This is a genomic window from Lacrimispora sp. (genome assembly GCF_046972725.1).
Classification (GTDB): domain Bacteria; phylum Bacillota; class Clostridia; order Lachnospirales; family Lachnospiraceae; genus Lacrimispora.
The window spans coordinates 236,380-248,728 of the sequence record NZ_JBKVXF010000005.1; the positions used below are offsets into that span (position 1 = coordinate 236,380).

Annotated in this window: 13 protein-coding genes; 5 read left to right on the forward strand and 8 right to left on the reverse strand. The window is 39.9% G+C overall.

Annotated features, from left to right (window positions below):
* Nucleotides 1–816 precede the first annotated feature (816 nt).
* The 8 genes from rsmG to rpmH all read right to left on the reverse strand — a co-directional run bounded on the left by rsmG (nt 817) and on the right by rpmH (nt 7,750).
* Complete coding sequence (gene rsmG, locus ACLTWA_RS16770; RefSeq protein ID WP_412329036.1) at nt 817–1,548, reverse strand: 16S rRNA (guanine(527)-N(7))-methyltransferase RsmG; 732 nt, start codon at nt 1,546–1,548, stop codon at nt 817–819.
* A complete protein-coding gene (gene mnmG / locus ACLTWA_RS16775; RefSeq protein ID WP_412329037.1) occupies nt 1,545–3,461 on the reverse strand; it encodes a tRNA uridine-5-carboxymethylaminomethyl(34) synthesis enzyme MnmG in 1,917 nt (638 codons plus the stop codon). Before mnmG ends, rsmG begins: the two co-directional genes overlap by 4 nt.
* A gap of 78 nt (nt 3,462–3,539) precedes the next feature.
* Nucleotides 3,540–4,919: a tRNA uridine-5-carboxymethylaminomethyl(34) synthesis GTPase MnmE gene (gene mnmE, locus ACLTWA_RS16780; RefSeq protein ID WP_412329038.1), complete on the reverse strand. Its 1,380-nt coding sequence runs from the start codon at nt 4,917–4,919 to the stop codon at nt 3,540–3,542.
* Nucleotides 4,920–4,991: 72 nt separating this feature from the next.
* The gene (jag, locus tag ACLTWA_RS16785; protein ID WP_412329039.1) at nt 4,992–5,657 is read right to left on the reverse strand and encodes an RNA-binding cell elongation regulator Jag/EloR; all 666 of its coding nucleotides are present in this window, start codon (nt 5,655–5,657) and stop codon (nt 4,992–4,994) included.
* Nucleotides 5,658–5,672: 15 nt separating this feature from the next.
* On the reverse strand, nt 5,673–6,956 hold the full coding sequence (locus ACLTWA_RS16790) for a YidC/Oxa1 family membrane protein insertase (RefSeq protein WP_412329040.1): 1,284 nt from the start codon (nt 6,954–6,956) through the stop codon (nt 5,673–5,675).
* A 19-nt stretch (nt 6,957–6,975) separates the two neighbouring features.
* On the reverse strand, nt 6,976–7,191 hold the full coding sequence (gene yidD / locus ACLTWA_RS16795; RefSeq protein ID WP_412329041.1) for a membrane protein insertion efficiency factor YidD: 216 nt from the start codon (nt 7,189–7,191) through the stop codon (nt 6,976–6,978).
* Between the two features lie 4 nt (nt 7,192–7,195).
* Nucleotides 7,196–7,543 carry a ribonuclease P protein component gene (gene rnpA, locus ACLTWA_RS16800; protein WP_412329042.1) on the reverse strand — a complete coding sequence of 116 codons (348 nt, stop codon included), beginning with the start codon at nt 7,541–7,543 and terminating at the stop codon, nt 7,196–7,198.
* 72 nt (nt 7,544–7,615) lie between these two features.
* The gene (gene rpmH, locus ACLTWA_RS16805) at nt 7,616–7,750 is read right to left on the reverse strand and encodes a 50S ribosomal protein L34 (protein ID WP_394524072.1); all 135 of its coding nucleotides are present in this window, start codon (nt 7,748–7,750) and stop codon (nt 7,616–7,618) included.
* 325 nt (nt 7,751–8,075) lie between these two features.
* On the opposite strand from rpmH, the gene ACLTWA_RS16810 reads away from it, so the two are divergent.
* Genes ACLTWA_RS16810 through ACLTWA_RS16830 form a run of 5 tightly spaced genes read left to right on the forward strand, consistent with a single transcriptional unit; the run spans nt 8,076 to nt 12,348 of the window.
* On the forward strand, nt 8,076–8,414 hold the full coding sequence (locus ACLTWA_RS16810; RefSeq protein ID WP_412329043.1) for a DUF4280 domain-containing protein: 339 nt from the start codon (nt 8,076–8,078) through the stop codon (nt 8,412–8,414).
* 12 nt (nt 8,415–8,426) lie between these two features.
* Entirely contained in the window at nt 8,427–9,860 is a 1,434-nt protein-coding gene (locus tag ACLTWA_RS16815) for a contractile injection system protein, VgrG/Pvc8 family (protein WP_412329044.1), read from the forward strand.
* 21 nt (nt 9,861–9,881) lie between these two features.
* Complete coding sequence (locus ACLTWA_RS16820; protein WP_412329045.1) at nt 9,882–10,373, forward strand: imm11 family protein; 492 nt, start codon at nt 9,882–9,884, stop codon at nt 10,371–10,373.
* 10 nt (nt 10,374–10,383) lie between these two features.
* Entirely contained in the window at nt 10,384–11,703 is a 1,320-nt protein-coding gene (locus ACLTWA_RS16825) for a phage baseplate assembly protein V (RefSeq protein ID WP_412329046.1), read from the forward strand.
* A 30-nt stretch (nt 11,704–11,733) separates the two neighbouring features.
* Nucleotides 11,734–12,348 (forward strand): hypothetical protein, encoded by a 615-nt coding sequence (locus ACLTWA_RS16830; RefSeq protein WP_412329047.1) that lies wholly within the window; start codon nt 11,734–11,736, stop codon nt 12,346–12,348.
* Nucleotide 12,349: the final 1 nt, after the last annotated feature.

The following is a 12,349-nucleotide window of genomic DNA, read 5'->3' on the forward strand; positions in this document are numbered from 1 at the left end:
GTTTGATCTTCTCTTCTTTCATTTTATGTTCTATCTAGTTTTTTATAAACTATGTGATTATTTCCTTTATAAAATCCTCTTATTGGGTTTATTGATTATAATAGATAAATAGATTGATCTAAAGACTTATTGCATAGTGCCTTTAATCGTTTTTATAGTTCTGTTGAGAAGACAATCACTAAGCTTTTATGGAATTTTTTTTGATATAATAATAACACTTCATATATCAAGATATCCCCCAAAAACGCCTTATAACAATCATGCTCACTTACCACGACTGCTTACTATATAAACGTCTTAAATAAACTTGCCACTTTAATTTGCTGCTGTGATCCACTTACTCTTATATAGTTCTCTAAACTATATGTACCTCTATTTGTTTACTAATCTATAACTGTCATCTATGTCTTACACCTATTCTGTTACTATATAATTTTGGCCTTATACTAAAATGCTTTCTTCATTTATGTGTAATAATGTATATACCAATTTATTGGAATCGAATGAAACAGCCCGGTATTTTTATACGTAAATATATGTAAAACATTAAATTCTAAATTGCATCTTTTTTTATTTAAAAAGATATTGTATATAATCATTCGTTTTTTTCTTCTACTCTGTTATTGTACATATAATTTCAGATTTATAATATTTATAATAATAAATGTATTTATTCTTAAATACTACTATCAATCCATATAATACCTCAACTTACATTTTCAAGCACATTTAACTGCAAAACAAAAAAGTTTCACGTGAAACATCCTCTAATCAAAACGGAGTATCTGCTCCTGGATGTTTCACGTGAAACAATTTTTACTTCAATGGTTCTTTTGTTGGCATCCCAGCTTTTCTGGGATATCTTTTAGAAGTTTCCGTATTTTTACGAATCGTTACCAATGACCGTTCTGCATCTGTACCGGGAAGTAAAAATGTTTCTACGGATTCTGTCTTACCACCCAATAAAAACACTGCATGCTTTGCTGCATTTAATTCTTCTTCTATCTTCCCTGACTTATACGGAATAAATGCTCCGCCTACCTTTACAAAAGGCATACAGTATTCTGATAAAGTACTTAAATTGGCTACAGCTCTGGAAACACAGAAATCAAACGTTTCCCGATACAGGGGATCACGCCCCATATCTTCTGCTCTTCCATGATTCGCCTGAATATCTGTTAATTCCAGTTGATCAATAACCTCATTTAAAAACTTCACCCGTTTATTCAGAGAATCCATTAAGGTAATCTTCAATCCTGAAAATGCAATCTTTAAAGGAATTCCAGGAAATCCGGCACCTGTACCCACATCAATAATTTTATAATCTTTATCTCCCAAATCCTTTACCGTTTTCACCAAAGACAAACTATCAACAAAATGCTTTGTGATAACTTCATCCATTTCAATAATAGCTGTCAGATTCATGAATTTATTCCATTCTGTTAATAATTCAAAATATTTATAAAATTGATTTAATTGATTTTCTTCCAACTTTAAAGACAATAAATTCAATTCACTCATAAACCGCTCTCTAAATGCATCCGTCATGATTCTGTTTCCTCTTCTTTCTTATCCAGGCTCCGCGAATGCCTATGCTGCTCCAAATACACCAGTAAAACAGAAATATCAGCCGGAGATACACCGGAGATTCTGGATGCCTGCCCGATAGACATTGGTTTATATAGATTCAGCTTTTGAACAGCCTCACGCCTCAGATTTTTTACCTCCTCATAATCAAAGTCCACATCCAATTTTTTATTCTCAAGTTTTTTATACTGGGATACCTGCTGTTTCTGCCTGCGGATATATCCATCATATTTAATATTGATATCCACCTGCTGGGCCGCATCCCAGGAGAGCAACGGTCTGTTTTTATCTATTTCAGTCAACATAAAATAATCAAGCTCCGGCCTTCTCACAAGCTCTGCCAAGGTGGTTCCTGTCTTTAAAGGCGTACTTCCATTCCGCTCCAAAAACTCCTGAACTTCCTTTGACGCACCGATATTGGTTGTTTCCAGACGTTTGATTTCCTTTTCAATGGACTGCTCTTTTATCAAAAGCTTCTGATACTGTTCCTCGGAAATGAGTCCGATATCATGTCCAATCTCCATAAGACGCAAGTCTGCATTGTCCTGACGGAGCAAAAGCCTGTATTCCGCTCTCGACGTCATCATACGGTATGGCTCATGACTTTCCTTGGTAACAAGATCATCGATCAGCACTCCGATATAGGCCTGGGAGCGGTCCAATACCTTGGGTTCTCTTCCAAGAACCTTCATGGCTGCATTTACTCCTGCCATAAATCCCTGAACCGCAGCCTCTTCATAACCGGAGCTTCCGTTAAACTGGCCTCCGCTGAACAAGCCGCTCACTGCCTTAAATTCCAGTGTGGCCTTCAACTGGCGGGAATTGATGCAGTCATATTCAATGGCATACGCATTCCGGACAATTTTTACATTCTCAAGACCGGGAACCGTCCGGTACATGGCATGCTGGACATCCTCCGGCAGGGAACTTGACATGCCTCCCAAATACATCTCATTGGTATAAAGGCCCTCCGGTTCCACAAATACCTGATGACGGTCCTTATCCGGGAATTTTACCACCTTATCCTCAATGGATGGACAGTATCTTGGCCCGGTTCCCTCAATGGCTCCGGAATATAGGGGGGAGCGGTCTAAATTGCTCCGAATGATCCGGTGAGTCTCTTCATTGGTATACGTAAGCCAGCAGGAAATCTGCTCCTTTTGCACGGTCTCCGGATCCGTAGAAAAGGAAAACGGAACGACCCGCGCATCGCCAAACTGCTCTTCCATTTTTGTGAAATCCACACTTCTCTTATCGATTCTGGCAGGAGTGCCTGTCTTAAATCGCCGCATTTCGATTCCATGGGCTTTTAAAGACTCTGTTAAGTAATTGGCTGCCTTCAAGCCGTTAGGGCCTGTATATTCACTCACGTCGCCGTAGATGCACCTTGCTTTTAAATAGGTCCCTGTCGCCAGTACTGCAGCCTTACAGTGATAGACTGCCCCGGAAAGAGTCTTTACCCCTGTAATCGCTCCATCCTCAGTGATGATTTCCGTGACCTCTGCCTGCCTTATGGTCAGATGCTGCGTATTCTCAAGAGTTTTTCTCATGGTTCTTGAATATTCCTGCTTATCCGCCTGAGCACGCAGAGAATGAACGGCAGGCCCCTTGGACTGGTTTAACATCTTAGACTGAATAAAGGTTTTATCAATATTTTTTCCCATTTCACCGCCAAGAGCATCAAGCTCCCGGACCAGATGCCCCTTGGAGCTTCCGCCTATATTGGGATTACAGGGCATCAGCGCAATGCTGTCTACACTTACGGTAAATACAATGGTCTCAAGTCCCAGCCTCGCACAGGCCAAAGCTGCTTCGCAGCCCGCATGACCGGCGCCTACAACCACCACATCATAAGACTCCTCTAAATACTGCATTTTATTCTCCCTTCTTCTTTCGTGCCTGTTGACTCAGGCATAAAGGTGTGCCTCCGGGCACATTTTTATCATAACTCATTATTTGCCCATACAAAATTTACTGAATATCTCATTGACCAGATCATCCTCCACCGATTCCCCCAGGATGGTTCCCAGCTGCTCATAGGCATCCATTAAATCAATGGAATAAAAATCCTCCGGCATGCCGTTTTTAATACTCTGCTCTACCATAAAAAGACTTTCACAGGCCTTTAAAAGTGCATTCTTATGCCTTACATTGGTGATGTAAACCTCATCATTAAAATCCAGCTTTCCTTCATAAAACATGGATTTAATTTCCTGCTCCAAATCCTTGATCCCGGTTCTTTCCTTTGCGGAAACAGAGATCACCGGATGGCCGGTCCATTCCTTAATATGGGATTCCGTCACCACGGAATCCAGGTCCATTTTATTTAAAAGAATAATTGCTTTTCTATCTTTAATAAACCGGAAAATCTCCTCATCATTTTCATCAAGAGGGCAGGAACCATCCACCACATAGATGATTAAATCCGCCCGTTCTGCCGCAGTTCTGGCCTTTTCCACTCCGATTTTTTCCACCACGTCTTCCGTATCACGGATTCCTGCCGTATCGATGATGTTAAGACTCAGCTCCTCCAGACGGATCTGTTCTCTTAAGGTATCTCTGGTGGTGCCTGCTATATCGGTGACAATGGCACGCTCCTCTCCCACCAGGACATTCAAAAGAGAAGATTTCCCTGCATTCGGCTTTCCTAATATTACGGTTTCGATTCCTTCGGAAAGGACTCTTCCATTATCTGCAGACCGGATAAGTTCTTCCATTTCCTTTTTCAAAGGGACAAGAGTTCCCATAAGAGTATCCTCGTATCCATCCAGAGAAATGTGTTCCGGATCATCAAGAGCCGATTCAATAAACGCAATATGATAAATAATCTTCTCTCTCATATCCCTGATCCGTTTGGAAACCGATCCTTCCAACTGGCTGACCGAAGACTTTCGTGCATATTCATTTTTAGCATTGATCAAATCCATGACAGCTTCTGCCTGAGATAAATCCATTCTTCCATTTAAAAAGGCTCTTTTGGTAAATTCGCCTGGCTCAGCCGGCCGCGCTCCATACTTTAAGACTGTCTCCAGAATCCTTTTCGTTACCAGAACTCCCCCATGACAATCGATCTCAACCGTATCTTCCGCCGTATAGCTTCTGGGCCCCCTCATAATCAGTACCAGAACCTCATCCACCACTTCATCCCCATCACAGATATAGCCGTAATGGATGGTATGGGACCGCTCCCCGGAAAGCTTTTTATCCTTTTTTCCTTTCCCTTTAAATATCCTGTCTATAATTTGAAATGACTCCTCGCCGCTGATTCTCACAATTCCGATACCGGAACCTGACATCGCTGTAGCAATAGCCGCTATTGTATTCAACTTCATATTCACTCACCTGTTTATACGGAAAAGGGGTGAGGTGCCTTCCGACAGCCCCAACCCCTCATTGTTGATTGACTATTTATCTTTTTCCTGATTCCGGTCTTTTTTTGGATATTCCCGTTTTAGAGAAATCACAACATGTCTGAACGGCTCGTCTCCTTCACTTCTGGTAATAACAAATTTATCGTTTTGAAGTGCAGAGTGTATGATCCTTCTCTCATAAGGATTCATAGGTTCCAGAGATACGGAACGTTTGGTACGTTTTACCTTGTAAGCAATGTTCTTAGACAGTGTTTCCAGAGTCTCTTTTCTACGCTCCCTGTAATTTTCCGTATCCAGCTTCACCCGGATATAATCTTCGCTTTCTTTATTAACAACAAGGCTCACCAGATACTGAAGAGAATCCAGAGTCTGTCCTCTCTTTCCAATCAGAATGCCCATATCATCGCCTGACATAACAATGGAAAGTTCCCTGTCTCTTTCATCAAAAGAGATTTCCAGGTGAACGTTTAAATCCATGGCATCGAATACCTCTGAAAGAAAATCAGACGCTTTATCTTTCAAAGTATCTTTCTTCTTTGCACGGATAACCGCTGGCTTTTGGCCGATAAATCCCAGAATACCATTACTGCCCTTATCAACAATTTCATATTCCAGTTTGTCACTGGTTGTCTCTAATTCGATTAAAGCCTTTGTAATCGCTTCATCAACGTTCTTTGCTGAAACTGTAATCATATCCATAGGTCACCCCTCCTGTTATTTTTGCTTTTCGTTGTACTTTTGGACCATTCTGGCCTTTGCCGAAATGCTGTTTGGATTGGAAGTATCTTTTTTATAATAATCAGTGGAAGCCTTTACCTGCTCCTTTGTCTTTTCCAACTTTACATTCATATCCGCTTCTGTTTTATCCACAGATGCCTGAAGGTTCTTTAAATTAGCCGTTGCATTATGGGAAACACGCTGAGGGGGAAGTCCCTTCTTAGCACGCTTCTTGTTGGCCTTTTCCACGTTTTTCTTAATCATTTCATCCATGTCAATGCTGTTTAAATAGCGGTTTACTGCTAACTGCTGAATGATCTGAAAAACACTGGATGCGATCCAGTAAATACCGATACCGGAAGCAAACGTAAAACAGAAGAAGACAGACATCAGAGGCATGACCGTATTCATCATCTTCATGGACTGAGCCATGGTGTTGTTTTCATCTCCCGCTTTCTGGGCCTGGCTCTGGTTTACCGTCATCAGTCTGGCACTGAACCACTGGCTGACACCTGCCAGAACAGGAATCAAAATGGCTAAACTGAACTGAAATCCGCCTCCGCTTGGGAAAATAACGCTGGAAGGGGTGGAAGCAAGATTGATTCCCAAAAATGAATTCATATGGGAAATCTGTTCTGCATTGGCGGCAATAACATCTTTTACACTGGGAAATAAGTCCTGAAGCTGTCCCCACTGAGTAGGATTTAACTGATACAGAAAATCCACCATACCATTGCTTGTGGACATATCATGGACTCTAGTAATATTAATCTTGTTGTCTGCAGCAAACTGTTTCAAAGTTGCAACATGATCCACATTCAAGGAACTGATGGCTGTCACAACATTTTCAAACACCCGTTTAACGCTCGGCACGTAAGCAGGAATCTGATAAATTACCTGATAAAGTGCAAACAGGATAGGCATCTGAATGACAAGCTGTAAACATCCGCCTGTCATGGAAGTTCCATATTTTTCATAAACTGCCTGGATCTCCACGTTTTGCTTACGCATGGACTCCTGGTCAGTCTTTCCTTTATACTTTGCCTGAATGGCTGAAATTTCCGGCTGCATAACGCTCATCAGCTTTGAAGATTTCTGCTGTTTCAGCGTCAAAGGGAACATAAGAAGCTTTGTTACGAGAGTAAATAAGATAATACATAAACCGATATTCTGAATTCCGAATGTAGTGGTCAGCTGAAAAAGCCAATCCATGATAACACCAAGAACAGTTGCGAACGGGCCCAGAATGCCCCCTACCTTAGTCAGTACTAAGAATTCCAATGAACTACCTCCTCATCTGTTACGGAACTGGATCATAACCGCCTTTTGCAAAAGGATTACAGCGAAGTATTCTTTTGCAAGCCAAAAACGTACCTTTAAACACCCCATACTTATTCAGTGCCTCAATGGCGTATTGAGAACACGTAGGTGTGTATATGCAGTGAGTTCTTATTTTTAACGGAGACAGAAATCTCTGATATCCTCTGATCAATAAAATCATGATTTTTTTTACCATAAGATCACTTCGATTCTTTTTTTACAATGTTATGAAGTCCGCACAAGTGCAGATATGCACTTTCGATTGTTTTGTAATTTTCTTCTTTTGCCGCTGCTCTCACAACGACCACGATGTCTAACCCGGCCTCTACCATGTCTTCATGAAGCCTGAAGCTTTCTCTGATTAATCTGGTTATGTGATGTCTCACAACGCTGTTTCCTACTTTCTTGCTGACAGAAATTCCTATTCTTGTTTCGGGCCTGTCCGTCTTTTTCACATACATCACAAGAAATTTGTTAGCCAGTGACTTTCCGTTCTGGTAAACAGCCTGAAAATCCTGGTTTTTTTTGATCGAATTAAAATGTTTCATAAATATCTTTCCTTTTCCGTTTATCTGGAATTTGAGAAAAGAAAAGGCCACAATTACTTGCGGCCTGGTCCATTAAGCTGATAATTTTGCTCTTCCTTTTGCTCTTCTGGCTGCTATAACTTTTCTTCCGCCTGGAGTGCTCATTCTGGCTCTGAAACCATGAACTTTGGATCTCTGTCTCTTCTTTGGCTGAAACGTCATCTTCATAATGTACGGACACCTCCTCTTGTTACAATAGCTTATCATAGGCAATATGATGAAACATATTGAGACTATTTTAGTTAAACATCGTTTCAATTATATAGAACAATGTATGGTTCGTCAAGGGAAAAATGTAATTTTGCTTGTATTTAAGCCGATTTCTCTCTCAACTGGAAATCAGCTGCCGGCATCTTTTCCAGTCTCATCCACTTTACTGCTGAAACTGATACCAAAAAATACATATAAACGGTTATTTTTTACATCAAACAGAATTCTGTCGGTTTTTGTATTATTATATTTAAATAAGAATAAGCAAAAGGAGATGTACAGCATGTCACAGATTTATCATGTCAGAGAAGGGGCCGTTTTATCCTGTTCCTTTGGTTCAGGGGAAAGTGAACTGAAAGTTCCAAAAAGCCATGGAACGGCCATCCAGGGGAAAAACCAGGCAACAGTAACCGATCACATCGGAAATGTGAATATTATGACATTTGGCATGTGCACGAAAACAGATCCTCCGGTTCCCTGTGTTCCGGCCACTACGCTAAAATGGATCAATGGAAAAAAAGATTATCAGCTTGGCGGAGAGATGGCTTTATTAAATACCTGCATTGCATCCTGTATGCAAGGTGGAATCATTAAAATCATCCATTCCGGCCAGGATGAGTAAAGGGGGCTTACCATGTCAGCAATTACCTATATACAGCTTAAAACAAACATTGACTGCATCAGGCAGATCAAAACGGTCCGCATCATACAACGTATGAATGAGCATGCCCGCCTTTTTTTGACTGCAGTTTTATCGAATGAGAAGAAGGACGATTTTATAGAAAAAAATTTATGCAAAGAACAAGTCATCCTTTCTTCTAATGAGGATACCCAGATGACACTTTTTCAGGGAATGATACTGGAAGCACAAACAGAAGCAATTGGCGGCGTCTATTACTTAAAAATCAAAGCCATATCCAATTCATATTTGACCGACTTAAAGAAAGTATCCCGATCCTTTCAGGATAAGAAAATGACCTATGAAAAGTTAATTAAAAATATAATATCCGATTACCCCAGTGGTGATATTCTGGATCTTGCATCAAAAGGAAAGGCTTTGGAACACTTAATTGTACAATATGAAGAAACAGACTGGGAATTTTTAAAACGACTGGCCTCCCACTTTCATGTTGGAATTCTTCCTTCTGTTACACATGAAGGTCCTAAAATTATTATGGGAGTTCCTAAAGGAAGCAGTGCCGGTTCCATGGACTGCAGTTCTTACAAAATGGTCAAGCACCTGGATAAGCATTTGAAATCTTCAAAAAACGGAGGCGGCCAGTTAAATGAAGCAGACTCCATGGAATATCTCTTGGAAACAGAAAAAAATTATACGATTGGAGATCAGCTTACTTTTCAAAACATACCGCTGTACATAAAAAGCAAGGAAGCTTCCATGTCCGGTGGTATCTTAAAATTCAAATACGCCTTATCTTCCCAGGCAGGATTTTATGAAGATTATATTTATAATGAAAATATTGCCGGAATATCACTAAAGGGCAAGGTACTGGACATTAAGGAAGACAAATTAAAAGTCCAATTAGAAATTGATGATTCCCAAAACAAAGAAAAAGCCTGGAAATTTCCTTATGCCACTCCATATGCAGCGGAAGGACATAGCGGATGGTACTGTATGCCGGAACGGGGCGATACTGTGCTGGTTCATTTTCCTTCTCATAAGGAAGAAGATGCATATGGTATGAACTCTGTAAGGGTGAAAGATAAAGATTCCGATGACTTTGATGACCCTGACATAAAAATTTTCAGGACAAAAAATGGAAAAGAAATCCGCTTCAGCCCGGAAGAAATTCTCATTACCTGTTTAAGCGGCATTGATGAAATAACAGGCAAAAAACAAAATATTTACATAAAGCTTCATCAGGATACCGGAATTGAAATCGTAAGTTCGGAACCGATTCAATTTAAATCAGACAAGGGAATCCGGCTGGATGCGGAAGACTCCATTCAATTACTGGCTTCAAAAGAGATACGCCTGACATGCAAGACCAGTGAAATTTTAATTAATGAAAAAATTGATATTTGTGGAGAAGATGTAAAAATCAATTAATCACAGAAGGAAAACATATCGATGGAATACTTTGTAATGATGCCCGACCAACGAATCAAAAATCCTTTAAAAATCAATGCAGATTCCATTGACTTTCAGACTTCGGAGGCATTTGCCGCATATACCGATTTTCAGCCAGATACCGCCTTTGTTGATTTTATGACATTGAAAAAACAGTTCTCTCATCTTTTCTGTGTCTCGGATTCCTTCAAGGAGCTGCTGGAAATTTATGATGATCATTTGTCCCCGGTACCCTTTTTTGTAACTGACCGGAATCAAAAAGGGCAAAAAATATACTGGATCATTCATGTAGAATCCATTGACTGCCTGGAAGTCAAACCTTTTATGCGTTATGACAATCTGGTATTAAAATCTGAAAAACTAAAGAATAAATATATTTTTCGGGTTACTTTTGAAAAACAGGAATATCTTATCGTCTCTCTGATACTGGCAGAAAACATATTAAGAAAAAGTCCCACCGGAATAAAATTTCTTCCGGTAGCCCTGCAATAGAGGTGCAATTATGAAAATAATCACAGATCTACCGTTTTCCGTTACGTACATAAAAAAACTTAAAATCATTCAGCGCCTTAACAATCACGGAATTGCTTTCATTTCCGGATTATCCAATGAAGAGGCTAAGGAAGCCATAGATACAGTAACATGGAAAAAAAATGTTACCATTAAAAAAATTTCTTCCAGCGGCAAGGAATCCATTCTTTTCTGCGGCATTCCCTGCTCCATGAAAATTAAGCATACCAGCGGTGTCACCGAATGGTATCTTTTGTTGAAAAGCGGTTCCGTTCTCATGGATTTTCAGAAAAAGAACAAAAGTTTTCAAAATGTAGATACTACTTATAAAAAGCTGCTGGAAACTATAATTAAATCTTACCATGGAGATTTATTTGATGCATTCTCAAAAGGAAGACTTCAAAAACAACCTCTCATTCAGTATGAAGAAACCGATTGGGAATTTATAAAAAGAGCTTCCTCCCTGATCGGTGCTCCTGTTCTTCCTGATATCACTTGCCCACTGCCCAGAATCTATCTGGGAATGCCCAATGGAGACAGGCACTCTGATTCAAAAATTAACGAATCAATAATAAAGAACTCCGAGGACTCTTTATACTGCCACTTTCACAGTACCAAAGAATACCAGATCGGAGATACGATATCCAATGGTTCTCTCTCCGTATCAGTTACGGAAAAAGTCATATGTCTGAGAAAAGGAATTTTATCGGTTTCCTACCGGGGGCTAAATCAAAAAGGCTTAAGCAGAAAACCAGAAAACAATCAAAGGCTTCAAGGAGTTTCTATAGCAGGAACTGTGATTGCCGTAAAAAAAGACCAATTAAAAGTCCATCTTTCCATTGACAACTCGCAGATGAAATCAGAAGCATTCTGGTTTCCATTTTGTACTCCTTACGCAGCCGAAGGCACTGCCGGCTTTTATACCATGCCTGAGACCGGAGAAAATGTAAATCTCTATTTTCCGACCTGTAAAGAAAAGGATGCTGTGGTCTGGTATACAAACCGTCTGGATTCTTCGGACAACGAAAAGGTTCATACCCCGTCTGTCAAACGCTTTGGCACCAGCCATGGGAAAGAAATAAAACTGTCACCCAATCAGATTTCCTTCACAGCGGCAAAGAACCAGCTGCTTTTAACCATGAACGAAACAAATGGAATTGATTTAAAAAGCCATCAGAACATTCACTTAAAAGCTTCCAAACGACTTCTCTCCCGCTGCCAGACCCTTGAAATGGAATCTCAGGATAAAATTATACTTGCTACCCCATCATCTTCTATCATAGTAGATGATATTGTGCACATAAAGAGTTAAATACATACGAACCAGGAAAGGAATCAATGTATGGAAAACCAGAAAACTTATGCGGAAGACATCATTAAAAAAATCAAAGAAACGAGCCAGTCAGATACCTCAAACATTTACGGCATAGAAAATGACATTCATAACGGTTTTATTATTGTTAAATACAAAAAACTTGAAATTGAAGAAAAAGAAATACTTGACGGTTCCCTTTCCATGATGCTTCCTGCTGAATTTCAAATTATGGACGAGAACCTGGCAAAAGTCAAGTATCCGGATGAAGACAGACCTGACTATATCTATACCAATGACGATACTACGGTCAACTTAACCTTTTCCTTAGACAACAGCGGAGAAATTGACAATAATGAGGTGGAAGAAGTCAAAAACCTTTTGGCAAAGCAAATAAAACGTCTCTATCCTGCATCCAAGATCGAAGACAGTCAGACGATAGATGCCGAAGGAAAAAACATTAGTTTCTTTTCCTTTGATATACCGCTGATTGACGGAAACCTTTATAACCTGATGTTTTTCATGGAACATAAAAAACAGCTTCTTATGGGTTCATTTAATTGCAGCATCTATCAGAAAAAGCAGTGGAAACCATTGATCCGCCAAATGCTCATGACAGTAAAGAAAGTTCCGGAAATCGGGTGAT